Genomic DNA, 25,259 nt, shown 5'->3' on the forward strand with positions numbered 1-25,259 from the left:
ACAGAAAGAGGGATTGATAACGTAGAGCATAAGTGCTATAGGGAAAGGTATTGTTGAATGATGATTGGAGTAAGGCAGGGGGAAGCACATTGACAGTCGTAAATTACAAGCTGGAAACATTCGAGGGTCCGCTGGATCTACTGTTGCATCTGATTGATAAAGCCGAGATCGACATTCAGGATATCCCGATTAGCGATATTACTGATCAGTATATGGCTTTTTTGCACAGTATGCAGGAGCTGGAACTGGACATTACGAGCGAGTTTCTGGTGATGGCGGCGACGCTCTTATCTATTAAGAGTAAATTGTTGCTTCCCAAGCCACCTGTGATGGAATATGACGATTTGGATTTTTATGAGGAAGAGGATTATGATCCACGTGAGGAACTGGTCCGCAAGCTGGTGGAGTATCGTAAATATAAAGGGATTGCTCGCCATCTAAGTGAACGTGAGTGGGAGCGGAGTCTAATTTATGGCAAGGAGCCAGAAGATCTAAGCGCATTCCTGCCTACTGAACCCGTAAATCCGGTGCATGGGCTGCATGCAAGCGATTTGGTCGCGGCCTTTCAGCGTGCTTTGCGCAAAGCAGAACGACGTACGACGGTAACTCGTGTTCATCGGGACGAAATTTCAGTCAAGGACCGTATCCGGCAAGTTATCGGAGCTTTAGAGATGGTGGGGAATGGAGGGCGTCTGCTGTTCTCCAAGCTGATGCATGAGGATATGTATCGGCATGAAGTGGTTGTGACCTTTTTGGCTATCCTTGAACTGATGAAAATGAAACAAATTTTCTGTTATCAGGAGAAGCTTTTCGATGATATTGTAATGGAGTGGAGAGGGGATTTACGGGTTAATGGATTATCTGAAGCTGAAATCAATTATTGAGGGACTGCTGTTTCTCGCAGGAGAGGAAGGGTTGTCCACCAAGCAGATCGCCGACATTGTAGAGCAGCAGCAAGAGCTGGTTGAACAGTGCCTGGAAGATATGAAGCAGGACATGGAGCAGGGAGGAAGAGGCCTGCAACTTGTCCGTATTGCCGGTCATTATCAGCTTGCAACTTTATCCGAACATGCACCTTACTTTGAAAAGCTCGCATACTCTCCGGCACGTGCCTCACTGTCTCAAGCTGCTTTGGAGACGCTGGCCATTGTGGCCTACCGCCAGCCCATTACAAGAGTTGAAATCGAAGAGATTCGGGGTGTCAAATCCGAGCGGGCCATACATACACTGGTCAACAAGGAGCTCATTGAAGAGAAAGGTCGAGCTGAAGCCATCGGACGGCCAATATTGTACGGAACGACGAAATCATTTTTGGATTATTTCGGTCTGGGCTCTTTGGCAGATCTACCACAACCGGAGTTGTTCGAAGATTCGGACAATTTGGAGGAAGAGACTCAATTATTGTTCGAGCGTCTGGAGAGCAGCCAGCCTGCAGCCAACGATCTGGATCTTGAATCCCAATAAAGTTCATCCGGATCTTGCAGCTCACTTATGTATAATTTCAAATAGACAGCCAGTCCTCAAGTAGTTAGGGGCTGGCTGTTGGTATTTTAAGATGCATGATTTTCCGGCGAACGGTCATACTATTTTTGCCATGATATTTATAGCAAAAAGGTAGGGAGGACTCGCCAGTGTGGAAATGGATCAGTATCGCCATCATCGTCGTTATATTACTTGTGCTGGCTATTCTGCTCTCTCGTATTCGATTGAAGCTGGATATTGCCAAACATGACAATGATGATCGGGCGCATCTAGAGATCAGATTTCTATACGGGATGATTAAAATAAATTACGATGTTCCGGCCATTCTCATAACAGGTTTGAAAAAAGGGCTTCTCTATCGGCTTGATCGCAACAAAAACATACATAAAACGGATGCTTCCGTGGATAGTGGTAATATTGATACAGAAAAAATCAAGCAATTTATATATGATATACGGGTTTTGCTCAAGGGAACGAAATCCTTCAATCGATGGTTGCGACATACATTGGCACATGTGACGATGTCCAAAATGGAGTGGTCCACCAACATTAGTCTTGCTGACGCGGCTTATACAGCTACCTCAACCGGTATTTTGTGGGGATTAAAAACGACCTTGATCGGTTTTGCTTCCAGTTTTGTGCGCATGGATTGTACCCCTAAGCTGTATGTTGTGCCGTATTGGGTGGATCGCTTGCGTTTTACCACCACTTTGAACTGTGAAGCAAACGTATCGCTCGGCTATTTAATTTTCTCCATGCTTATCTTATCTTACCGCATATGGCGCGTTCCGGGTGGACCCGAGGCATGGAAGCGGGTTTTTTTCAAAAAAAATGAAGATCTTCAAGCTAACAATGAAAGATAAACAATGAAGTGTGGTGAAACTTAATCTTTCTGAACTTTGGGATTTCAGTGTCCTCCAGATTAATGCATAGCCGAATCGATGACATACATATTTCCTTGAACTCCTGCGCACAATAGCGAAAGAAAAGGCAGTCTACGCTTGAGATAAGCAGAGGAGGAATTAATCATGTCAGATCACCCGATTCAAGGGCTCATGCAAACCGCAATGGAAAACATTAAAGCCATGGTAGACGTGAATACGATTGTGGGAGACGCGGTGGAAACACCCGATGGTTCCGTTATTTTGCCAATCAGTAAGGTAGGATTTGGTTTCGCTGCCGGGGGAAGTGATTTTAACGTAGACGAAGAGGCACTTCATACTTCCTCGGCTTCGGGTAACCATAGCGGGAAGGAAGGTCATCCTTTTGGTGGCGGTAGCGGTGGTGGTGTATCTATTCATCCCATTGCTTTTCTGGTTGTTGGCAAACAGGGGGCACAAATCGTTCCATTGGACAACCAAACGCATCTGATTGAGAAACTCATTGACTCCACCCCATACCTGATTGATAAGGTTCAGTCTATCTTCCGGAATGCAGGCGACAACGTGCAGACTCCACCCCCACAGGTACCTGTAGATATTAATATTGATCAAAGTAATTCTGGACCAGCTTACTTGTAAAAGTCATTGGAAATGAAAAGCGTTCTCTCAGGAAGGTATCCCAAAGCCGAGTATAGGCTAAGGAATACCTTCTTTTTTGCTTACACTTGGCCCTATCCCCGAATATACTGCCTTCCCCCAATGACAGCATGTATACAATGACTGTATTCCTGGTGATACAAAGTATGCAGCGACAATTCATTTTTTCGATTTCCTTCGGTAGCGAACTGCGATAAGTAGATGAAGTCCGGATAGACCACTTCATTCGTCAAATAAGCAGATACCGTGGCTTCCGGCCGACGATGTTGATTCAGGGAATCGATAATACCCTTCGCCGGCAAGATGCCAATCCCATGTCCATAAAACAAGTCTTCCTTCAGCTTAACGACATTTTCTCCTTTCCATTCCAATGTTTCAGATGACACATCTGGATTGTTGAAATACAGAATATCGCCAGGAGCTGCTTTATGACTCCCTTGCTGCTGTATGAGCCTGAGGTCACTGTCATAATGCCAGTCATACAGCAGCATATCTGCAAAAATCCGATTAAACTCACTTTCCAGAATGGAATCCAGCACTCCTTTGTACAGCACAATAACCATAGCTGTTGCACATTCAAAAGCGTATTGATGACCGTTTAAAAAAATGTCTCTGATCCCCTCTGCCGGAGTGACACCTGCTTTAATCTGAAAACCACCCTTTTCCGTTAAATCCCAAAATTGCTGGTTGCAACGTGCGGTAGCAAAAGTGGCAAAGGATACACCGCTTCGATGCAATGCTTCTGCGGACTCTACAATCCGTGATCTTAAAATCATTTCAAACTGGAGACGCAGCATGATGTAACCCCCGATCCATATTTAACTTTGCTAACTAATATATATGTACTTGGGAGGGCAAGTTGCTTGGTTTATGCAGAAAGAGAGCAAAAAGAGAGTAAAAAGAGAGCGGCTAATGGCTGTCCCGTAAAGGAATTTTCTGTTATAAAGGTGGACATACTTTGAACAGCTTGGACATAGAATGGTACAAGACTTGCTCAAAACCGGAGGAATCCAAATGTTTAAAAAAAAGCAACACATTCACGCGGACCGCAGCCATTTCTTGAATAAGGCACGCGCATTTGTTTTGCCGCTGGTGCTTCTGCTTATTTTGTCATTGCCGCTTACGTTGCTGAGTCCACGGCCCGTTCTGGGAGCGATAAAAACAGAAGCAGCGCCGCCCGCATTAGGAACCCATGCACAGGCTGCTTCTTTAATTGATGTCACATCAGGAAGAATCATTTATTCTACCGAGGGTGACCGGGAGCTACGTATTGCCAGCCTGACCAAGATTATGACTGCAATCGTGGCCATTGAACATGGACGCTTGCAGGACCGGGTAAAGGTGAGTCCAACCGCGTATGCCAAAGAAGGGTCCTCGCTTTTTCTGCAAATGGGTGAACAAATGTCGCTGGAAAATATGCTGTACGGCTTAATGCTCCGTTCTGGTAATGATGCCGCTTCTGCCATTGCTGAGCATGTGGGGGGGACGGAAGAGGGATTTGTCCATTTGATGAATGACAAGGCGGTTCAGCTTGGGCTAAGCCACACACATTTTGCTAATCCTCACGGGCTGGATGCCGAGGGACATTATTCCTCAGCCAATGATATGGCCCGACTTACTGCTTATGCGCTGCATAATCCAACTTTTGCCCGTATCGTAAAAACAGAACTGAAAAAAGCACCGAATCCCAACGATTCTTGGGACTACTCATGGCACAACAAAAACAAAATGCTGCGGCTGTATGAGGGAGCTGACGGTGTGAAAACAGGCTTTACCAAAAAAGCGTTTCGCTGTCTGGTCAGCTCTGCCACGCGGGACGGTCGCCAGCTCGCTGCCGTTACCTTGAATGACGGGGACGATTGGAACGATCATGCACGTATGCTTGATTACGGATTCCGATATTATCCGCTCATTTCGATTACGGACAAGCAGCAACCTATCGATGGTTACCCACTATTAACAGGTACAAGCTTTGCCTATCCTTTACATGATGGTGAGAAGACCCAGTTGCACAAAAGACTGGTGTTGTATAAAAATTCTGCTTCTGCAGACAGAGCGGACGTATCTTTTGGCTTACGAGGGCGGGTCGAATTCCTATTGGAAGGTAAACTTATCGGTTCTGTTCCTGTGTATGAAAAAGGTAGTAAGCTGCCTGCTCAAAGTACCGTACAGCCACAGCAAGAGGCTCCAACTGCACAAGATCCTGCGAACAATACTCAGCAACAAGGTTGGACGAGCAGATGGAACGAAATCCTAAAAAATTTGTTTGGAGCCTAGGGCAAGCTGGAAATTAGAGCTGGGACGTGTCACATCATTGGGAAAAGGAGGAATCAGCCATGATTCATCTCATATGGGTGGCTTTGATTTGTATAGGATTTGTATTTGCAGCCGCGCAGGGAAATATAGAGGTGGTGACGAAGGCGGCTTTTGACGGCGCAACTACGGGTGTTACAGTATGTTTTGGACTGATAAGTGTGCTGGTGTTTTGGATGGGCATGATGAGGCTGGCTGAAGATGGTGGGCTCTTACAGAAAATATCCAAGCTGCTTTCTCCTTTGGTTGCCTTTCTCTTCCCTGATGTTCCGCGTAATCATCCCGCTATGGGTTACATTTTGTCCAATATGAGCGCCAATTTGCTGGGTCTAGGGAATGCAGCCACACCGATGGGAATCAAGGCTATGCAAGAGTTGCAGACGCTCAATCCAGATAAGCAAACCGCCACACCAGCCATGTGTACGCTGCTCGCCCTGAATACAGCCAGTATTACGCTTATTCCTACGACGTTGATCGCGATACGGCTTAATTTTCATTCCGCACATCCGGCAGAAATCGTCGGTACGACGCTGGTAGCGACCGCAATAGCCACCTTTGCCGCAATTGCGGCGGACCGTTGGTACCGTAGTCGAGAATTGCGCCGCCGTCCTCCAGCGATTCCGCCGTCCCAGACATCCTTGGCACCACTCACCTCATCAGCACCAACATCTGCTGCCTCTTCAACGACGCTGCCCGTATCTTCACCTGCCGTTCCGCGAACGGGAAACACGGCTGCCAAGGGCAGTGACACCACTTGGAAAGGATGAGGGAGGCATGCTTAATTTTATAAACCTCGTATCGACTTGGGCCATTCCGGTTATTCTCGCTTTTATTCCTTTATATGCATATGCTAAAAAGGTACCTGTCTACGATTCTTTTGTGGATGGAGCCAAAGACGGCTTTTCTACCGCCATCAGCATTATTCCTCATCTCGTAGGTATGATGGTGGCGATTAGCATTTTTCGAGCATCCGGCGCTTTAGACTATTTTATCTCCTGGGTAACCCCATGGATTAAGCACTGGGGTGTACCCGGTGAGGTACTGCCTTTAGGCTTGCTTCGTCCATTGACGGGCACCGGTTCACTTGCGTTCACGACGGATCTAATTCGCACTTATGGCCCGGATTCCATGATCGGTCGGATCGCCTCAACGATTCAGGGCAGCACAGACACGACGCTATATGTGCTAACTGTATATTTTGGTGCGGTAGGTATCCGCAATGGACGGTATGCTTTGAAGGTAGGACTATTTTCAGATGTGGTTGGTTTTGTGGCAGCCATTGCCATTTGCCTGCTTGTATTTTAAATTCTGCATCGTTTTTTGAACGGGGGTTGTGATTTTGCTCATGGATGGGTATCATTAGCATGAGGTGAATTAGCGAACATGGAAAGATTGCAGAAAATATTGGCCCAAGCTGGTGTAGCTTCCAGACGTAAATGTGAGGAGCTTATTCAGGCGGGCAGCGTGGAAGTGAACGGGGTTGTCGTAACTGAACTGGGAACGAAGGCAGACCCTGATCAAGATATGATTACGGTAAAGGGACGCCCGATCAAAACCGAGAAAAAAATCTATCTGATGATGAACAAACCTAAAGGAGTCATTACGAGTGCTTCCGATCCGGAAGGCCGTAAAATCGTGTCAGACTATCTGAAAGGCGTTAAGGAACGCGTATATCCGGTAGGGCGTCTCGATTACGACACCGAAGGACTGCTGTTGCTTACCAATGATGGCGAGTTCGCCAATCTGCTCACCCATCCCAAGCATCATGTGCCCAAGACATATGTGGCAACTGTCAAAGGCGTTCCGCATGGTACTGAGCTGGACAAGCTGAAAAAAGGAATCGTGCTGGAAGATGGCATTACTGCACCAGCCGAGGTAGAATATAAAGATGTAGATCCGAATGGTAAGGAGTCTGTGATCCAGATTACCATTTATGAAGGCAGAAATCGCCAGGTAAGACGGATGTTTGAGGCCATTTCACACCCGGTCATCAGACTCAAGCGGATTGCCTTCGGTGATCTTTTGCTACAAAACTTGAAGCGCGGTCTGACCAGACCCTTAACCAAGGACGAAATCAACCGTCTCATTCAACTTGCCAAATCAGACAACACGAAAAAGAAACGGACAGGACGGGGGTCATAACCCCGGCCTTTTTGGTGTAAAGAGACTGTTGGATGAGAGTAAAGTTTGACCAAGCACGGGAAAATAGTAAAATAGAGAGAATGGTTTTTTTAGCGAAGGGGCTGGGAATATGTCAGAACAAAGCAACCGCATATTAATTGTAGATGATGAAGAACGCATTCGCCGCCTTCTGCGGATGTATCTGGAAAAAGAAGGATATGTAATTGACGAAGCTGAGGATGGTGAGATTGCCCTCCAAAAAGCGACTGCAAGCGATTACAGCATTATTTTGCTCGATGTGATGCTTCCGGGGATGGATGGGATTGAGGTGTGTACACGGCTGCGTCAGACTAAATCTACACCTGTAATTATGCTGACTGCCAAAGGTGAGGAAGTGAACCGTGTACAAGGCTTTGAAGTCGGAGCCGATGATTATGTGGTTAAGCCCTTTAGCCCGCGAGAAGTCATTTACCGGGTGAAGGCGATTTTACGCCGTTCGTCTGAAACTGCCTTTTTAACGAAAGAGGCGGTACCAAGCAATAGTATTGTTTTTCCGAATCTTATCATTGAGCATGATGCGCACCGGGTAACTGCGGGCGGGATTGAAATCAGTCTCACGCCTAAAGAGTACGAGCTGTTGCACTATTTGGCGGTGTCGCCAGATAAAGTCTTCTCGCGCGAAGAACTGCTGAAAGACGTTTGGAATTACGAGTTTTTTGGTGATCTGCGCACTGTGGATACGCATGTGAAACGGCTTCGTGAAAAGCTGAATAAAGTATCGCCAGAGGCAGCGGCTATGATTACGACCGTGTGGGGCGTAGGTTATAAGCTGGAGGTTTCAAAATAACGTGAACTTCTGGAGATCGCTGGTAGGCAAGCTGTGGATCACCATCATTTGTCTTGTAGGCTCTGTGCTTATTTTTCTAGGGCTTTTTTTATTGCCGTACATCAACAGAAATTTTGCGGCGTATGAATCGACGGAAATTAAGCATTTGTTCACCTATACATGCATTGTCGGATTTTTATTGACGACCTTTTTTGCCTTATTCCTTTTTACTAAAATCACACAGCCTATGCAGCTGTTGATTCAGGCGGCGAATGCGATTCGTGAGGGAAGGTATGATACTCGGCTTTCGCTGGTGACCAGTGACGAAATTGGGGAACTGGCGAAAACTTTTAATCATATGTCTACGGAACTGGAAGCAACGATCCGCAGTCTGAATGAGGAGAAAAACCATTTATCCAGCGTACTGCGAAGCATGTCTGATGCCGTAATCACCTTCGACAGAAGCGGACAAATCATCTTGACGAATCCGCCGGCACAAAGTCTGTTGGATATCTGGAAAAAGCTGGAGTGGCAGGAGCGTGATCTGGAGGAGTTTGGAGCTTCTGTACCTGAGCCTTTGCAGTCTCTGTTCCATACTGTTATGGACAGGGGAGAGGATGTCGGAGACTATATCCATGTCAAGAAGGGCTCCTGGTCGGTGCAGATGGCGCCTCTGTATACGGATAATGCAATCCGCGGTGCAGTAGCTGTGCTTAGAGATATTACGGAAGAAGTGAAGCTGGAGAAGATGCGGAGCGATTTTGTGGCCAACGTATCTCATGAAATCCGTACACCTTTATCTATGATGCAGGGCTACAGTGAGGCGTTGCTGGATGGCATGGCGGGTTCCCCTGAAGAATCCGAGGAGCTGGTACAGGTCATCCATGATGAATCATTACGCATGGGAAGGTTAGTCAAGGATCTGCTTGATCTGGCCCGAATGGAGGCTGGTCATACAGACATGCACCGACAGGAAGTGGATGTGAATGAGCTGATCGAGCGTGTTCACCGTAAATTTACGGTACGTTCAAAGGAACAGGGACTGACACTCGATTACCATGAGCAAGGCCAACGTTTACTGCTGCCTGAGGCAGATGAAGACCGACTGGAGCAGGTATTGACCAACTTGCTGGATAATGCTTTCAGACATACACCCGGCGGGAAAAAGGTTACTATTGCGGCGGATCGAATTTTGGGAGAACGGCATGAGTTAATCCGTATTCGGATTAAGGATGAAGGTGTAGGCATTGCCAGCGAGGATCTACCTTATATTTTCGACCGCTTCTACAAGGCAGATAAGGCCAGAGTACGTGGTGAGGATAAAGGGACTGGTTTGGGGCTTGCTATTGTCAAGAACATTGTAGAGGCTCACGGAGGCTCTGTCTCTGCTGCCAGCGTATTGGGGGAAGGGACGGAATTTATTATTTTGCTGCCGATCTCCAACAAAACAAAGCTGGGTCTGTAACAGAATTATAAGCCCCAGCTGATATACCCCGGTTTGCAGGCATCCTCGGAAGAGGGTGCTTTTTGTTGAAAAATCAACATTTATCTTGTTCAACGTGGAACATCCTGTTTCATGCATGATGATTGCTCTCATGACAGATATCGGTATAAGAGAAAAAGACGCCTGGGTAGCCAGGCGCCTCTCTTTATTATAAAACCATGGACTTCTCAATATTGTCTGGAACTAATTTAACACTACTTCTTGGGCAGTATTTAGTTCTGGCAAACCAACGAGTTGAATCAGCACGTCTTTTGGTACAGCTTTATCAACGGTCAGGATCATGATGGCTTCACCGCCGACAATTTTACGCCCTACTTGCATGGATGCGATATTGACGCCGTTCTCACCAAGCAAGGTGCCAACACGGCCGATAATGCCTGGTTTATCATTGTGGGAGATGAGCAGGAAATGAGCTTCCGGTGCTACATCTACCGGGAACTGGTTCAACCGAACGATCCGTTCGCCATAGCCTGCCAGCAGGGTGCCAGATACACGTTGCTCTTCGCCGCTCTGCGTTTTGAGTGTAACGGTAATCAGATTGGTAAAACCCTTGGTGGCGGGCGCCTGAGATACGACAAGATGGATGTCACGTGTTTTGGCCAGATGTACAGAGTTTACAATGTTCACATCGCTGCCCAGATGACGGCTAAGTACACCTTTCAAAATATACCGTGTCAGCGGCTGTGTATCCACAGAGGACAAATCGCCAGCGTAATCTACCTGAATTTCACGTACAGCCTGATTCGTGATCTGAGCGGCAAAGCTGCCCAGCTTTTCTCCAAGCGAGAAATATGGCTGCAATTGCGTCATGACGTTGGATGGTACTGGAGGCATGTTGACCGCATTTTTAAAAGGCTCATCACGCAAAATATGCAGCACTTGCTCGGACACATCGATAGCTACATTCTCCTGAGCTTCGACAGTCGAGGCACCCAGATGTGGTGTGACGATAATTTTCGGATGACTCAGGAATGGGTGATCCTGTGCTGGCGGCTCTGACTCGAATACGTCAAAGGCTGCACCGGCAACGATACCTTCATCAATGGCTTCAACAAGAGCCATTTCATCGATAACTCCGCCCCGGGCACAGTTGATGATGCGCATTCCTTTTTTCATCACTTCAAACTGTGGACGAGCAATCATATGTTTCGTTTCCGGTGTTAATGGTGTGTGTACGGTCATAAAATCTGCGTTGCGTATAATTTCGTCCACGCTCGCCAGCTTAATGCCCAGCTTCTCAGCGCGTTCTTCCGTTAGAAATGGATCATAGCCGAGGATGCTCATGCCAAATGCTTTAGCACGTTTAGCCACCTCACTGCCGATACGTCCCATGCCGAGGACTCCAAGTGTTTTGTTACGCAGTTCGACACCGAGGAATGTTTTACGATCCCATGTACCGCCAATGGTTTTGGCATATGCCTGTGGAATATGCCGTGCTAGAGCCATCATCATCGCAAAAGTGTGCTCACAAGTCGTAATCGTGTTGCCGTCAGGAGCGTTAATAACGATAATCCCGCGTTGTGTTGCTGCTTCGAGGTCGATGTTGTCCACTCCGACCCCAGCTCGCCCTACAACCTTGAGGTTCTTACCTGCCGTCATGATGCGTTCGGTTACCCGAGTTTGGCTTCGAACGAGTAATGCGTCATAGTCACCAATAATTTGAACCAATTCATCCTCGCTGAGACCTGTGTTCTTGTCCACCGTGACATCGTCTGCATCCATCAGCTGCTGGATGCCCAGGTCACTGATCGGATCGGATACTAACACTTTAAACATTTGGTTTCCTCCTCAAAGTTAACTTCTTTTATGGACAGGATGTACTTCAAACTGAAATACATTCCATAAAGAACATGAAAAAACTTGAAATGCTTCTAAAAGTACAGGAGAGCGGTGTAAAATACTAGTGTGATAACGCATTGACGCAGAAAAGGGATAAAATAGTATTATGCACCAAACTGACGATCAAAAGTCTTACGCAGAGGCGCTTTGCGGTTTTCGGGCATCAAAAAAACCCCCGAATCACATACTATCTCCATAGTAAGGGACGAGAGTTATCGTGGTACCACCCTAATTCGCAGCCATTTCGCAATGGACTGCCTTCAGCGGTCATAAAATGACCGAAAGGATAACGGTTTTCTGCCGATTGCATCTAATGCCGGGAAGTATTCCACAGACCTCGGTGCAATAACTCAGGAGCGCTGAAAGTAGTTACTTCGTCACCGGCTTCCACCCAAGCACCGGTTCTCTGAGGACGAAATCAATACCTTTTCTCCATCATTGTTGTTGTCGCTAATAATTTTTTCATAATGTATCATGGCTTACATGGGCATGTCAATAGGACATGCGACATGTGTGGATAGCCGTCTAGATATATAGCTACAGAATGCGGAAAATTAAGATTTAAGTCTTCTTGAATCCGCCCGACTTTTTGGCTATGATGCTAAAGAAGACTATGCAGAGGACTAACTAACTATGAAAAAGCTTAAAGTGAAATGGAAAAGAGCGCAAATTCATGAATTGAACGACCGCTTGCTGCTTTACAATTTGTATCTAACTCAGGGGCTGACCCTGCTGATTGGCGCAATCTGGATATTTTTTCAGAAAAGAAATGTGTTAGAACTATTTGCATTGCCGAACACTCTGCACGTCTTATGGTGGGGATTGGGATTGGCCGCCGCTATGTTACTTGTGGATCTGTTGCTATCCCGGATTATGCCTGAGGATGCTATGGATGACGGTGGTATTAACCAAATGCTGTTTCAAAATCGTCCGGTGTGGCATATTATTTGTATAGCAGCTATCGTCTCTATCTGTGAGGAACTCTTGTTCAGAGGTGCAATTCAGTACAGCTTTGGTCCTTATTGGACAAGCGTTTTGTTTGCGGTGATTCATATCCGGTATTTACGGCATTGGATTCCCACTGGCTGGGTTTTTCTTAGCAGTTATGGATTGGGCTACATATATGTGCAGACCGGTAGTCTGTGGGCACCGATCATTTGTCATTTTGTGATTGACCTTATATCTGGCTTAGCGTTACGTTTTCGGAGGTATGAAGAATGAATCAGGAACTCAGCAGAGTGCAGACCTATGGTAGCCGTCGAAATGGTCGCAAAGGCAAGGAGGAGGACAGGTCAAAATCTAAACCGGTTCGCTCCCGTGCTTCACGGCCCGTGCCAGAATTGGCTCACGTTGCCGCTGTACCAGAAGTTGCTGTGACGATGGAGGATGATACTCCTGCCAGTGAGTACCGAACGCGGGCGGAAATGTTTCCGTCCCGCCGTATTCGGGTAAGCAAGTGGTTTTTAAATTTTTTGAGTACTCTTTTTGTGCTGATTACTGCAGCGTTACTGTGGTGGGGCATCAAGGGTGCACCACCCATCAGTGAAATGCTTTGGTAATATAAAGTAAGTATGGACGTCTGTGCTTAGGTCAAGGCGCGTAATGATACGGTAAAAAGGCCTCCGTCTCCGCATGAATAGCGGAGACGGAGGCCTTTATTGCATCATCTACAGTTAAGACTGAGTATACGCAAGTGTCTATTTGCTAGCAGGAACCTCAATGCTTTGAGGATCAACAAATTGGTAACCCTTTTGCTCGAGGCGTGTCAATAGACTGTCCAGAGCCTCAGCTGTCCATGGCAGTTCATGCATCAAAATATTGCTGCCTGGATGAAGTTGTTCCGTTACGTTTTTGAGAAGTGCCTCTGTTTTATTAGGCTGATTCTTTTTCATTGTCCAGTCCAGAGAACCGACGGACCATGTCATGTATAGGAGACCGTTTTCCTTAGCGACCTTGCGACCTACGTCTCCGCCGGCACCATGAGGGGGACGGAAGAATACTGGTGCTTGTCCTGTAATGTCCTTAACAACTTTTTGTACCGATTCAATCTGTTTTTTGACCTCAGACTCAGATTTATTCTTCAGCACGATGTGATCCCAGCTATGGTTGCCGATGGGCTGTCCACGGTCATGGATAAGCTTAAGCAACTCAGGATGCTCTTTTACACGGTAACCGTTTACGAAGAAAATCGCTTTCGCTTTGTGTTTATCGAGTACATCTATGATTTTGTTGATCATGGCTGCTTCCTTAGGACCATCATCAAAGGTCAGTAACACGACTTTTTTTTCGGTACCTTGTTGGTTAGGGATTACATTGTAGGCTTTGTTCAAGTGATACATTTTGTTATTGGTAGTTGCAGATGTCGCAGCTCCTATTTCGTTGCTTTCGCTGGTTTTATTATTTTGTGCATTGGTTTTACCCGCTGAATTATGATCATCACTGCCTGCTTGCTTACTGCTGCTTTTTGGGGAAGAGACGCTACTCTGATCTTTGGCGCTGTTACTTGAGTCAGACGCTACTGAATCCTGCTGGTTGCTTGTTGCCGCAGATTCCGGCTTGGTTGCAGTGCAAGCACTAAGCAGCAGACATGCTGTGAACAAAATGGCTGCTGTTTTTGTACCCATTATTTCATCTCACCTTCCTGTATTTTATACCGTATGAGTTTGTCACTACTGACGAACACTATGTTTGATTCTACCACAAAGGGAGGTTCTAATTGTGAAAACATCTTCATTTTTCATGGGAATCGTCTTGGGCGCTGTCGCAAGCTCTTTGATCTCCCGCAACCGCAACATGTTGGGCTTATCCATGGATATGGGTGGAAAAAAAAGCGGCAATTTAGTGCAGAAAGCCCGTACTAAAATGATGGACGCGGCATTCCCCGGAATGGGCGAGATAACACTCAATAAAGAAGACACCCATAAGGATCAAGACCATCATTCACCAACAGATAAAACCGCTCATAACGCCCATATCGCCAAGAACAAAGAAGAGAATATGAAGTTGATTAAAGACTTCATCAGCACAAGTCCCGATGTTAAACGTGAGGTCGAGCAAATTTTGAAAGAAACTCATACAGCCGTACCGGGATTGTAACCCAGAAACCTTTATTCCGAATCATTTTGCGGCTTTTTTGTAAAAGCCGTTCAAATGATTCTTTTTTTTATCTTTTTATTGCGTGCATTTACGATTATAAAATGATAACATGATTACATAGAACCATTTTCATCACAGGCATCATAATTGCATCATAATCTGTTAATAACACTCGGCTGCCAGGAGGAGGGTCCAGTATGAAAATAGAAAGATTAAGTCAGGACAAGATACGGATTTTCCTTACCTTTGACGATTTGAGCGAACGCGGTATTCAAAAAGACGATATGTGGCAAGAAATTCCAAGAGTTCATGAGCTGTTTACCGAAATGATGGATCAGGCATACAGCGAACTGGGCTTCGACGCCACGGGACCGTTAGCTGTCGAAGTCTTTGCGCTTCCTGCTCAAGGAATGGTTGTTATCGTCACCCGGGGAAAATACGACCATCAACAGTATGGTTCGGGTCCCGATGAGGAGCTTCCAGAGGAAGTCTACGAAATGGAAGTCACGCTGGAGCATAGCGATTCCATCGTTTACGCATTTAGCGATTTCGAAGTACTCATAGAAGCGGCTCATATGCTTCGTAGTAACACTACGGAAGCAGGTAAGCTGTATCATTATAGAGGAAAATGGATTCTGCACTTGGAACCAGAAGAAGTAGAGGAGTCCAAGCTTGCGGCTTTAATTGCGGTTCTTGCTGAATTTGGAGAAGGCTCATCCGTTACACCAGCTATGTTGGAAGAGTACGGCAAGCTGGTCATTCCTGAGCAGGCAGTTGCTGTCATCTGCACTCATTTTGACAGCCGTTCTTGATTCGTTTTATCGAAAGTGATATCGAAGTGAATTTGTCGGCTCTGCGCTAAAAGCAGGGCCGACTCATTTTTATGGAGGGATGATCGGTGCTTCTGTTTTCGGTTTTAGCGGCAGCCACAGCGCCGGGTCTCGCCTTATTGATGTATTTTTACTTGAAGGACAGGTATGATTCGGAGCCACTGCACATGGTTATTAAAGTGTTTTTGCTCGGTTTTTTGGTGGTTCTTCCTGTCATGATTTTTCAACGCGGGCTGCTGCTTTGGCTAGGGGATCACACGTTAATCCAGGTGTTCGGCATTTCAGCCGGAGTGGAAGAGTTTTTTAAATGGTTTCTGTTGTATCACATCATCTATAATCATACCGAGTTCGACGAGCCTTATGATGGTATTTTGTATGCGGCCGCAGTCTCACTCGGATTTGCAACGGTTGAAAATCTGTTATATGCCTGGGCGGGCCATGCTTCGATTAGCATGATGCTGATGAGATCATTGCTACCGGTATCCGGTCATGCGATGTTTGGTGTAATGATGGGCTACTACATGGGGAAGGCCAAGTTTTCAGAGGGCTTGAGGAGCAAATACATGTTGCTGCTGTCATTGGTGCTTCCATGGTTCTGGCACGGAGTATACGATTTGATTTTAACGAAATTTTCGCATGACTGGATCTGGTTTATCATTCCACTTATGGCATTTCTATGGTATGGAGGAATGGCAAAGATCAGTCGAGCTAATAACCGTTCTCCTTTTCGTTTGTTAAAACGGGAAGAAAAGGTTAATATGTAACGAAATGGGACACACTGATCTGACAAACCTGTTAGAGAAAGAGGTGTCTTTTTTTTGCGTATAAAAGTAAGAATTCATTGTAAAAGATGTGGGGAACGTTTTGTGCTGAGAGGACGTATAGAGCAAGGACAGATTCAGACCGGTTTTAAACGCTGCATTTGCGATAACTGTGAGTTTATTGTTGAAGTCATGGAAAACCATGCATAAGAGAGCATTCTTCTTGTCACACTATCGGTAGTGTACTTGAAGAAAGGAGACTCCCAATATGTATAAGCGACTTAGTGCCGTATTGTTCCCGGTGGTTACCCTGATGATGATAGGAGCATTTGTGTGGGGTTATCAACAAAGCCAGATGAGAAAAGAGGTGTCTCTTCAGGCAAATAGCATGTCGATAAAAGCGGAAAATCAATACCAGCGTGCGTTTCACGATTTGTCGTTTCATATGGATCAGCTGCATTCTCAACTCGGGAACGCGGTTGCTGTCCATAATACTTCACACGCGATGCACCGCAAATGTTTGATGAACGTGTGGAGGATTGCAAGTGAGGCCCAAAATGAGGTTAATCAGTTGCCTCTGAATGTAATGCCTTTTAATCATGCCAAGGATTTACTGTCACATCTATCCGCGTTTTCGTATCAGACCGCTGTCCGTGATCTGGATCACGAGCCTTTAAACGAGAAAGAAATTTCGAACCTGAAAACGCTATATAACAATTCCAAAGAAATTTCGAAAAACATGCAGGAAGTGCAGCAAAAGGTCCTTAGCAAAAATTTGCGATGGATGGATGTAGATATGGCGGCAGGTTCGCAAACTGGTCCGAAGGACAACACCATTATTGATGGCTTTAAAACCGTGGACAAAAAGGTGGAAAACTACAAGGAGCTGGATTGGGGACCGTCTGTAGCCAGTATCTATGATAAACGCTCTGTGAAAAAATTGAGTCTCCCGGCAGTGAATGCAGAACAAATTAAACGAAATGCCGCTGAATTTACAGGAAAACCGGAAAGTCAGATCCGTGTGAACGAAAACGGTAAAGGAACGGAATGGGCATCTTATACAGCTACCCTGCTAAATAAGAAGCAACCCGTGGCCAGTATGGATTTTACGAAAAAAGGCGGCAAGCTTATTTCTTATCATGACATGAGAGCAGTAGGCCCTAAAAAAGCAACACGTAATGAAGCGATTCGCTATGCTAGTGAATACCTTGAACAAAAAGGTTACAAAGGAATGAAGCCAGTTGCGTATGATGAGAGCGGGAATTTAGCTAATATTACATTTGCGAGCCAACAAGGGGACGTGATTATCTATCCAGAAAAAATCACAGTCAGATCAGGCCTTGATAACGGACAAGTGATCGGTTTTCAATCCAGTGATTATGTGTATGAGCATAGTCATCTCCGCCGCATTCCGCAAGCGAAATTGAATTTGAATGCAGCACGAGCAAAATTGAATCCTGAGTTTCGTGAAACTTACCACCGTAAAGCCTTAATTGAAAATGAACTTTCGAATGAAGTTCTGTGTTATGAATTTGGTGGTAAAATCAATGGTTCCGTCTACCGGATATATATTAACGCCAATACGGGGATGGAAGAAACGATTGAAGAGGTTAAAGATTCAGATGAACCTCAGGTTACTGCAAGTAATGCGTAGTTGATTACATGAAAATGAATCAATAGTCACTCTAAACCTCCTTCATGAAGGAGGTTTTTTGTGCTTTAGTCATAGATCGAACAAATAAAATGCTTAATATAGGCACAAAGTCGTGGTATTATATACCTTAATTAGAGCTTTTAATGGACAAGGATGGTGGATCATTTGTTTCCCAAAATTAATGATGTGTTATACATACAAGTGGCTGGTACTGACCATAAGGACGAGATTTTTGAATTTAAGTCCCGTATTGCAGAAGAGGAGCCACAGAACTTTTTAATTGAAATTCCTATGTCACAAACAAGTGGGCATTTAAAAAAATTGTTTCTAGGGGAAGAACTGTCTATATTTTTTATGAGCGAGGGTGGGATTAAAAATTATTTTAATACCCACGTTACGGGTTTTAAAGAGGATATCCTCCGGATGGTTCGTATCCACAAACCTGATCCAGACAGCATCAGCAAAATTCAGCGCCGCAACTTTCTTCGGGTTAAGGCCAACTTGGAAATTGCAGTAAAGCATGGTGCGAACGAGTCCAGATTTGTAGCAGAGACACATGATGTAGGAGGCGGGGGTGTTTCTTTTCACACCCAGGGAACTCATCATCTTGAAGAAGGAGAATCATTGTCTTGCTGGATTTTAGTTCCATATAAAAACGGTACTCAGGAGCATGTTCCGTTCCAATCTGAAATTGTGCGCATTCAGCAGATGGAAAACGGTCGCAAACTCATTATGCTGAAATATGAGGAAATCGCTGATCAGGAGCGCCAAAAACTGATTAAATATTGCTTTGAAAGACAGCTGGAATTCCGGGGGAAATCTTAATCATCCGAAATTTTTCTTTTTTAGTAAACCTGTCGCTTATTTTGCATCGCCTATAAATGTGTGGTATAATTTTCACGTCGCAGGCAATGCCTGCTTTTTTCTTGAGGTTAGGTTAGGAGGAATTCCCTGTTGGCAAGGCAACATGTATCTTCAAGTAACAAAATAAATGTAGCCATTGATGGACCTGCTGGTGCAGGGAAAAGTACAGTGGCCCGCCTGGTGGCGAAAGCACTTTCTTATGTATATGTAGATACCGGCGCCATGTACCGAGCAGCAACGTGGTACATGATGTGTAAGGAAATACCTGCAGAAAATGTACAAAAAGTGCTTCAACATGTACCTGAGCTGGTGATTGAATTAGTACCGGACCCCACAGGCCAAAAGGTTTATTGTAACGGGGAAGATGTAACCACTGTGATCCGTTCGATGGAAGTGACTAGCAACGTGTCACAGTATTCAAGTATTGCCGGTTTACGTACACGTTTGACTGAAAACCAGCGTGAAATGGCTGCGCGCAAGGGTGTCGTTATGGATGGTCGTGATATTGGAACAACTGTACTTCCCGATGCGGAAGTCAAGGTGTTCATGACCGCAAGTGTTCAGGAACGTGCCTCTCGCCGTTTTAAAGAACTGAGCGAAACTGATGATATCACTCTGGAGCAACTGGAACGTGACATTGCGGCACGTGACAAGCTTGACGAGGAGAGGGAGGTATCCCCGCTTCGTTGCAGTGAGGACGCCATCGTGCTCGATACGACCCATATGGGCATTCAGGATGTCGTTGATACGATCGTATCTTATTGCTTAACGGAGAAGGATGGAGAGATCAGCCAATGATATATACTGTATGCGCCAGTATTTTGCGTCTTATTTACCGCGTTCTGTTTAGACTTGAGGCGGTAGGCAGGGAAAATGTTCCTGCCGAGGGCGGAGTGCTGTTGTGTTCTAATCATATTAGTAATCTTGACCCTCCTACAGTCGGTATTTTGCTGAAGCGAAAGGTTCACTTTATGGCAAAAGCCGAGCTATTTAATGTTCCTGTACTGGGTCCACTAATTGGGAAACTGGGAGCTTTTCCAGTCAAACGCGGTGGTGTAAGTAAGGAATCCATTAAGCTGGCATTGAACATTTTGCGTGATGGTAAGGTTATGGGGATCTTTCCCGAAGGCTCCAGAGGAGCTGGGGGAATCGGTAAAAAGGGTGCTGCAAGCTTTGCGCTACGCAGTGGAGCGGCTGCCGTTCCGGTCGCCATTATTGGTGATTACAAGCTTTTCCGTAAAACGAAAGTGTTATACGGTAAACCTGTTAATTTGGACGCTTACCAAAAGGGTGCCGATATCGAAGGAGATCCGCTTGAACTTGCAACAGAAGCAATTATGTCTCGTATTCGCACGATGAAGGAAACAGGTAAGCCTACGAATAACTGAAAGGCTTGCATGAATTGTGTCTAAGCTCGGAAAACTAGAACAAAAGTTTATTTATGTTTTGAACTCTGCCATGCGCAGGTTTAAATAAATGGTTTTTTTTGAATTGAGGAGGGTATTGACATGTCGGAAGAAATTAAAAATCAAGAAGCTGCTGAAGCGGCAAATCAAGACGAGCTCGATCAAATCGTCTCCCTGAAAAAAGGTGACACCGTTAAGGGTACAATCGTGAAATTGGAAGATAACCAAGCGGTAGTAAGCATTGGATATAAATACGATGGAGTTATTCCAATTCGCGAGTTGTCTTCTGGTTTGGATAACGCAGAAGAAGCAGTACAAGTAGGCCAAGAGGTTGAAGCTAGAATTATCAGCATTGACGATGGCAAGGAAAAACTTGTTCTGTCCAAACGTGCAATCGACAGTGAAAATGCTTGGGAAAAGTTGGAGCAACTGTTCGAAAGCAAAGAAGTATTTGAAGTTGTTGTGAATGATGTCGTTAAAGGCGGCATCGTGGTAGACGTGGGTCTGCGCGGATTCATTCCTGCATCCATGGTAGAACGCCACTTCGTTGAAGATTTCAGTGATTACAAAGGCCGCACATTGCGTGTTGTTGTAAAAGAACTGGATCGTGAAAATAACAAAGTGATCCTTTCTCAAAAAGACGTTCTGGAAGCAGAATTCGAAGCCAACAAGCTTAAAGTAATGGCTGAGCTGAAAGAAGGCCAAGAAATCGTAGGTACGGTTCAACGTCTTACTCAGTTCGGTGCTTTCGTAGATGTTGGCGGCGTGGACGGTCTGGTTCACGTATCTGAAATTGCTTGGACTCATGTCGATAAGCCTTCTGATGCAGTTTCTGAAGGAGATCAAGTGAAAGTGAAAGTCTTGAAAGTAGATCCTGAAAAAGGGAAAATCAGCCTGAGCATGAAAGCTGCACAGCCTGGTCCTTGGGAATCGGCTGCTGGACAATTCAACAACAATGACATCGTAACAGGTGTTGTAAAACGTCTGGTTAACTTCGGTGCATTCGTTGAAATCGCTCCTGGCGTGGAAGGTTTGGTTCATATTTCCCAAATTTCCCACAAACACATTGGAACTCCACAAGAAGTTCTGGAAGAAGGACAAGAAGTGAAAGTTAAAATTCTTGAAATGAATCCTTCCGAAAAACGTGTTAGCCTGAGCATTAAAGAAACTGAGGAAGCTCCTGAAGCTGCTCCTAAAGCAGAAAGAGCACCACGTGCATCTCGTGCACCTCGTGAGGAACTGAATAATCCTAACGTTTCCCTCAATAATTCCGGTCTGAGCATTACGCTCGGCGAGCGTTTTGGCGATAAGCTGAACAAATTTAAATGAGTTTAAATCAATACATTTTATAATAAGCATAACGTACACCATCGGCGGACCCAGAGGGTTCGCCGATTGTTGTTACGTGACCATATCGCTAATAGGTATATTTTTTGCTATGATGATAGCGGAAGAATTGACAGGAGGAGTGAATTTATGGCAAGACCCGTTGTGGCTATCGTTGGTCGTCCGAATGTGGGTAAGTCCACTATTTTTAATCGGATTATCGGGGATCGTTTGTCCATCGTGGAAGATAAACCCGGAATCACTCGTGACCGTATATACGGTATATCGGAGTGGAATGGTAAATCCTTCAGTATTATTGACACCGGCGGCATTGAGATTGATGGTGAGGATGTCATTTTGAAATCCATCCGTATGCAGGCCGAACTTGCAATAGAAGAAGCAGATGTAATTGTATTCATGAGTGATGCGAAAGCAGGAATTACACAGTCAGATGAAGAGGTAGCTCAAATGTTATATCGTTCGGGTAAACCGATCATCGTAGCTGTAAATAAGGTGGACAACCTCAGTCGCGCCGATCTGATTTATGAGTTTTATTCTTATGGATTTGGTGATCCAATTGCTGTTTCTGGTAGTCATGGCACGGGGATAGGCGACCTGCTAGATGCCATTACGTCCAATTTGCCTGAGCTGGAAGAAGATCACTATGATGAAGACGTTATTCGTGTTGCCTTGATCGGCCGCCCGAATGTAGGTAAATCTTCACTGGTTAACGCCATTCTGGGAGAAGAAAGGGTTATCGTTAGTGACATTGCGGGCACGACGCGTGATGCAATTGATACACCTTTTGAAAAAGACGGTCAAAAGTATGTGCTGATTGATACGGCAGGTATGCGTAAACGTGGCAAAGTATATGAAACGACCGAAAAATATAGTGTAATGCGTGCCATGCGTGCCATTGAGCGTGCAGATGTTGTACTGGTCGTTATTAACGGCGAGGAAGGCATTATTGAGCAGGATAAGCACATTGCTGGCTATGCTTATGAAGCGGGTAAAGCGTCGCTGTTTGTCGTTAACAAATGGGATGTCGTGGACAAGGACGATAAAACGATGCACCAGTTTGAAACGAAAATTCGCGATCACTTTCTGTTTATGACATATGCTCCGATTGTGTTCTTGTCTGCAAAAACGAAGCAACGCCTGCAAAAGCTGCTTCCTGTTGTACAGCATGTGGCACAGCAGCATGTATTGCGTATTCAGACACATTTGCTGAATGATGTAATTTCCGACGCGGTTGCCATCAATCCTCCACCAACAGACAAGGGACGTCGTCTGCGTATTAACTATGTGACCCAGGTTGCTGTTAAGCCGCCTACGATGGTTGTATTCGTAAACGATCCAGAAATAATGCACTTCTCGTATGAGCGTTATCTGGAGAACAAAATTCGCGCCGCCTTCAATTTTGAAGGAACTCCAATTCGTATCTTTACACGGCGCAAGTCTGACGAAAGTTAGGAGCGAATAGGTTGATTTTACAAATCGTTGCCATCGTACTCAGTTACTTGCTCGGCTCTGTCAGCTTTAGTTTGCTGTATGGAAAATTAAAAGGAATCGACATTCGCCAGCATGGAAGCGGCAATGCCGGTGCGACGAATACGCTGCGTGTGCTTGGAAAAGGCCCAGCTATTCTGGTACTGCTGCTGGACGTACTTAAAGGGGTTATTGCAGTGCTAATAGGGCACTGGTTAGGTGGAGAATCATCCTGGGTATCGGGTTTGTGCGGCATTGCAGCGATTGCGGGTCATAACTGGCCGATATATTTTCACTTCCGTGGAGGAAAAGGTATTGCGACTGCTATTGGTGTATTGGCATCGCTTGCCTTACTGCCCGCACTATATGCCGGAATCATTGCGATACTTGCAATCGTAATGACGCGTTACGTATCCTTGGGATCGCTCATATTTGTCATTTTGACTCCCTGGATATTACTCGTTCTTGGTTTTGCATGGCCGTTATTCTGGACGGCTCTAATCATTTGTCTGTTCGCTGTGTGGAGACACCGTACCAACATAGTCAAGCTGGTACGTGGGAATGAGAACAAGCTTGGCTCCAAAGGAGGAGATCGTCTTGTCTGAGAAAATAGCTGTGCTGGTCGCGGGGAGTTGGGGAACAGCCCTGGCTTCCGTTCTTGCGGCCAATAACAACGATGTCTCTGTCTGGACGAGAAACGAGCAGCAAGCAGCTGAAATCAATGAGAAGCATACGAATGAGCATTATTTACCAGGCTCCATTTTGTCTGACCGCATTTCAGCTACAACTGATATGCAAACTGCGGTATCTGGTGCTAAAGCAGTGATTATCGTATCTCCTTCGGCTGCTGCTCGTCAGGTAGCACGTAGTCTGAAAGCTCATTTTAGCAAGGATATGCTGGTAGTGCATGCCATTAAAGGTTTTGAAACTGAAACGCTTAAACGTATGTCCACGGTGATCTCGGAAGAACTGGAAGTCGCTGAGGGTGATATTGCTGTGCTGTCTGGTCCGAGTCATGCGGAAGAAGTGGTGAGGAAATGTCCTACAACGGTCGTTGTAGCTTCCTCCAATGAGAAGGCTGCACAAGCCGCACAGGGGCTGTTCATGAACTCCTATTTCCGCGTCTATACAAACCGTGATTTGCTCGGCGTGGAACTGTCCGGGGCGCTAAAAAACATTATCGCATTGGGTGCGGGAATGTCAGATGGACTTGGTTTCGGTGATAATGCCAAAGCGGCTTTATTGACCCGTGGATTGGCTGAAATTACCCGTGCCGGAGTTGAGATGGGTGCTAACCCACTAACCTTTGCCGGCCTGGCTGGTATTGGCGATCTAGTGGTCACTGCAACGAGTCGTCACAGTCGCAACTGGCGTGCAGGGTCACTATTGGGACAGGGCCAACAGCTTGATGCTGTGCTGGAATCTATGGGCATGGTCGTAGAAGGTATTCGAACGACAAAAGCGGCATACGCCATCTCTCAAAAATTAGGTGTTCAGATGCCTATTACAGAGGTGCTGTATGGAGTACTGTTTGAAGGACGTGACGTCCGTAAGGCCGTTGAGGCGCTGATGGGTCGCGATCCTAAGACGGAGATGGAAGTCATGCCACTTCAAACTTGGGAGCAATGGCATTCTTAAGGGCTCGGATGAGCTTTAATAATATAAAGGCTGTCTCATGGTAGATTTTTTCTATAATGAGATAGCCTTTTTTAGTTAGGCGTTTGGCATGTCTTATGTATGCTTAATCACCTTTTGTCTCTGCCACTCATAGACTGAGTTGAGCAATGGCGGAGGAGGGGAGATTGTGAATAAAAACTTTCCGAAAGATGCATTGAAGGCCATTAACAAAAAAGGCGGCAAAAACATATCCGAAAATGCAGTGAAAAAGCTGGCAGGCACGGTAAAGGCGGACACGCTTCAAAGCGAAGCGCAACTGCGTCAGCTTATCAAGCAGGTGTCTGCGATGGCTAACATTCCGGTGTCGGAAGATACAGTAAGGGATATTGTTGGTGCCGTCAAAAAGAGCGGAATGAATCCTTCCAATATGGAAGCGTTGATGAAAATGATGATGAAAAAATAGACCGCTGGCCGCACGCCAGTTAGTATTATTCACCGTGAACCGGGAAGGTTCGCGGTTTTTTTTGTATTTTGGAGTAGGTAATCTCTTTTTCAGTACACAAAATATCGAACTGCCCTGTCGAACATGTTATA

Annotated in this window: 27 protein-coding genes and 1 other annotated feature; of the genes, 24 read left to right on the top strand and 3 right to left on the bottom strand. The window is 45.6% G+C overall.

From position 1 onward, the window contains the following. The first annotated feature begins 89 nt into the window (after positions 1 to 89). The 4 genes from NLX73_RS03840 (at position 90) to ytfJ (ending at position 3,002) form a co-directional block, all read left to right on the top strand. Entirely contained in the window at positions 90 to 884 is a 795-nt protein-coding gene (locus NLX73_RS03840; RefSeq protein ID WP_029517304.1) for a segregation and condensation protein A, read from the top strand. Further along, positions 853 to 1,464, top strand: a complete 612-nt coding sequence (scpB, locus tag NLX73_RS03845; protein WP_013310766.1) for an SMC-Scp complex subunit ScpB — start codon at positions 853 to 855, stop codon at positions 1,462 to 1,464. The genes NLX73_RS03840 and scpB overlap by 32 nt, the downstream gene beginning before the upstream one ends. A 167-nt stretch (positions 1,465 to 1,631) precedes the next feature. Next, positions 1,632 to 2,345, top strand: a complete 714-nt coding sequence (locus NLX73_RS03850; RefSeq protein WP_250268716.1) for a DUF2953 domain-containing protein — start codon at positions 1,632 to 1,634, stop codon at positions 2,343 to 2,345. A gap of 165 nt (positions 2,346 to 2,510) precedes the next feature. Next, a complete protein-coding gene (gene ytfJ / locus NLX73_RS03855) occupies positions 2,511 to 3,002 on the top strand; it encodes a GerW family sporulation protein (protein WP_254325393.1) in 492 nt (163 codons plus the stop codon). A gap of 92 nt (positions 3,003 to 3,094) precedes the next feature. On the opposite strand, the gene NLX73_RS03860 is transcribed toward ytfJ, so the two are convergent. Beyond that, positions 3,095 to 3,817 (bottom strand): protein-glutamine gamma-glutamyltransferase, encoded by a 723-nt coding sequence (locus tag NLX73_RS03860; protein WP_254325394.1) that lies wholly within the window; start codon positions 3,815 to 3,817, stop codon positions 3,095 to 3,097. A gap of 217 nt (positions 3,818 to 4,034) precedes the next feature. On the opposite strand from NLX73_RS03860, the gene NLX73_RS03865 reads away from it, so the two are divergent. From NLX73_RS03865 to NLX73_RS03890, 6 genes are all read left to right on the top strand, one after another. Next, positions 4,035 to 5,297: a D-alanyl-D-alanine carboxypeptidase family protein gene (locus NLX73_RS03865; protein ID WP_254325395.1), complete on the top strand. Its 1,263-nt coding sequence runs from the start codon at positions 4,035 to 4,037 to the stop codon at positions 5,295 to 5,297. A 59-nt stretch (positions 5,298 to 5,356) separates the two neighbouring features. Continuing rightward, the gene (locus tag NLX73_RS03870) at positions 5,357 to 6,100 is read left to right on the top strand and encodes a nucleoside recognition domain-containing protein (protein WP_254325396.1); all 744 of its coding nucleotides are present in this window, start codon (positions 5,357 to 5,359) and stop codon (positions 6,098 to 6,100) included. Positions 6,101 to 6,107: 7 nt separating this feature from the next. Beyond that, on the top strand, positions 6,108 to 6,638 hold the full coding sequence (locus tag NLX73_RS03875) for a spore maturation protein (protein ID WP_254325397.1): 531 nt from the start codon (positions 6,108 to 6,110) through the stop codon (positions 6,636 to 6,638). Between the two features lie 78 nt (positions 6,639 to 6,716). Then, on the top strand, positions 6,717 to 7,475 hold the full coding sequence (locus NLX73_RS03880) for a pseudouridine synthase (protein WP_023989197.1): 759 nt from the start codon (positions 6,717 to 6,719) through the stop codon (positions 7,473 to 7,475). A 109-nt stretch (positions 7,476 to 7,584) separates the two neighbouring features. Next, the gene (locus NLX73_RS03885; protein ID WP_254325398.1) at positions 7,585 to 8,301 is read left to right on the top strand and encodes a response regulator transcription factor; all 717 of its coding nucleotides are present in this window, start codon (positions 7,585 to 7,587) and stop codon (positions 8,299 to 8,301) included. A 1-nt stretch (position 8,302) separates the two neighbouring features. Beyond that, entirely contained in the window at positions 8,303 to 9,745 is a 1,443-nt protein-coding gene (locus tag NLX73_RS03890; RefSeq protein ID WP_254325399.1) for an ATP-binding protein, read from the top strand. A 222-nt stretch (positions 9,746 to 9,967) separates the two neighbouring features. Here NLX73_RS03890 and serA read toward each other — a convergent pair whose 3' ends face one another. Further along, entirely contained in the window at positions 9,968 to 11,560 is a 1,593-nt protein-coding gene (serA, locus tag NLX73_RS03895) for a phosphoglycerate dehydrogenase (RefSeq protein ID WP_039271025.1), read from the bottom strand. Between the two features lie 261 nt (positions 11,561 to 11,821). Continuing rightward, positions 11,822 to 12,071: a binding site (T-box leader), on the bottom strand. A gap of 185 nt (positions 12,072 to 12,256) precedes the next feature. Between serA and NLX73_RS03900 the strand changes: the two genes are divergently transcribed. Further along, a complete protein-coding gene (locus NLX73_RS03900; RefSeq protein WP_254325400.1) occupies positions 12,257 to 12,844 on the top strand; it encodes a type II CAAX endopeptidase family protein in 588 nt (195 codons plus the stop codon). Then, the gene (locus NLX73_RS03905; protein ID WP_039271029.1) at positions 12,841 to 13,182 is read left to right on the top strand and encodes a hypothetical protein; all 342 of its coding nucleotides are present in this window, start codon (positions 12,841 to 12,843) and stop codon (positions 13,180 to 13,182) included. The genes NLX73_RS03900 and NLX73_RS03905 overlap by 4 nt, the downstream gene beginning before the upstream one ends. Positions 13,183 to 13,320: 138 nt before the next feature. On the opposite strand, the gene NLX73_RS03910 is transcribed toward NLX73_RS03905, so the two are convergent. Next, a complete protein-coding gene (locus NLX73_RS03910; RefSeq protein WP_254325401.1) occupies positions 13,321 to 14,247 on the bottom strand; it encodes a polysaccharide deacetylase family protein in 927 nt (308 codons plus the stop codon). A 94-nt stretch (positions 14,248 to 14,341) separates the two neighbouring features. On the opposite strand from NLX73_RS03910, the gene NLX73_RS03915 reads away from it, so the two are divergent. The 12 genes from NLX73_RS03915 (at position 14,342) to NLX73_RS03970 (ending at position 25,128) form a co-directional block, all read left to right on the top strand. Beyond that, positions 14,342 to 14,719 (top strand): hypothetical protein, encoded by a 378-nt coding sequence (locus NLX73_RS03915; RefSeq protein ID WP_254325402.1) that lies wholly within the window; start codon positions 14,342 to 14,344, stop codon positions 14,717 to 14,719. 197 nt (positions 14,720 to 14,916) lie between these two features. Next, positions 14,917 to 15,531, top strand: a complete 615-nt coding sequence (locus NLX73_RS03920; protein ID WP_013310751.1) for a genetic competence negative regulator — start codon at positions 14,917 to 14,919, stop codon at positions 15,529 to 15,531. Between the two features lie 86 nt (positions 15,532 to 15,617). Continuing rightward, on the top strand, positions 15,618 to 16,313 hold the full coding sequence (gene prsW, locus NLX73_RS03925; protein ID WP_039271035.1) for a glutamic-type intramembrane protease PrsW: 696 nt from the start codon (positions 15,618 to 15,620) through the stop codon (positions 16,311 to 16,313). A 265-nt stretch (positions 16,314 to 16,578) separates the two neighbouring features. Then, on the top strand, positions 16,579 to 17,964 hold the full coding sequence (gene ypeB, locus NLX73_RS03930) for a germination protein YpeB (protein ID WP_061829227.1): 1,386 nt from the start codon (positions 16,579 to 16,581) through the stop codon (positions 17,962 to 17,964). 165 nt (positions 17,965 to 18,129) lie between these two features. Beyond that, entirely contained in the window at positions 18,130 to 18,789 is a 660-nt protein-coding gene (locus NLX73_RS03935; RefSeq protein ID WP_254325403.1) for a flagellar brake protein, read from the top strand. 129 nt (positions 18,790 to 18,918) lie between these two features. Next, a complete protein-coding gene (gene cmk / locus NLX73_RS03940) occupies positions 18,919 to 19,626 on the top strand; it encodes a (d)CMP kinase (RefSeq protein ID WP_023989187.1) in 708 nt (235 codons plus the stop codon). Beyond that, positions 19,623 to 20,216, top strand: a complete 594-nt coding sequence (locus NLX73_RS03945; protein WP_013310746.1) for a lysophospholipid acyltransferase family protein — start codon at positions 19,623 to 19,625, stop codon at positions 20,214 to 20,216. The genes cmk and NLX73_RS03945 overlap by 4 nt, the downstream gene beginning before the upstream one ends. 120 nt (positions 20,217 to 20,336) lie before the next feature. Beyond that, on the top strand, positions 20,337 to 21,563 hold the full coding sequence (rpsA, locus tag NLX73_RS03950; RefSeq protein WP_013371699.1) for a 30S ribosomal protein S1: 1,227 nt from the start codon (positions 20,337 to 20,339) through the stop codon (positions 21,561 to 21,563). Positions 21,564 to 21,710: 147 nt separating this feature from the next. Further along, a complete protein-coding gene (gene der, locus NLX73_RS03955; RefSeq protein ID WP_013310744.1) occupies positions 21,711 to 23,033 on the top strand; it encodes a ribosome biogenesis GTPase Der in 1,323 nt (440 codons plus the stop codon). 11 nt (positions 23,034 to 23,044) lie between these two features. Further along, positions 23,045 to 23,653 (top strand): glycerol-3-phosphate 1-O-acyltransferase PlsY, encoded by a 609-nt coding sequence (gene plsY, locus NLX73_RS03960; RefSeq protein WP_254325404.1) that lies wholly within the window; start codon positions 23,045 to 23,047, stop codon positions 23,651 to 23,653. After that, positions 23,646 to 24,686 carry an NAD(P)H-dependent glycerol-3-phosphate dehydrogenase gene (locus NLX73_RS03965; RefSeq protein ID WP_039271042.1) on the top strand — a complete coding sequence of 347 codons (1,041 nt, stop codon included), beginning with the start codon at positions 23,646 to 23,648 and terminating at the stop codon, positions 24,684 to 24,686. Before plsY ends, NLX73_RS03965 begins: the two co-directional genes overlap by 8 nt. Positions 24,687 to 24,852: 166 nt before the next feature. Then, positions 24,853 to 25,128: a stage VI sporulation protein F gene (locus tag NLX73_RS03970; protein WP_013310741.1), complete on the top strand. Its 276-nt coding sequence runs from the start codon at positions 24,853 to 24,855 to the stop codon at positions 25,126 to 25,128. Positions 25,129 to 25,259 lie beyond the last annotated feature (131 nt).

The sequence above is a fragment of the Paenibacillus sp. CH40 genome, assembly GCF_024213605.1.
In the GTDB taxonomy this organism is placed as follows: Bacteria; Bacillota; Bacilli; order Paenibacillales; family Paenibacillaceae; genus Paenibacillus; species Paenibacillus polymyxa_B.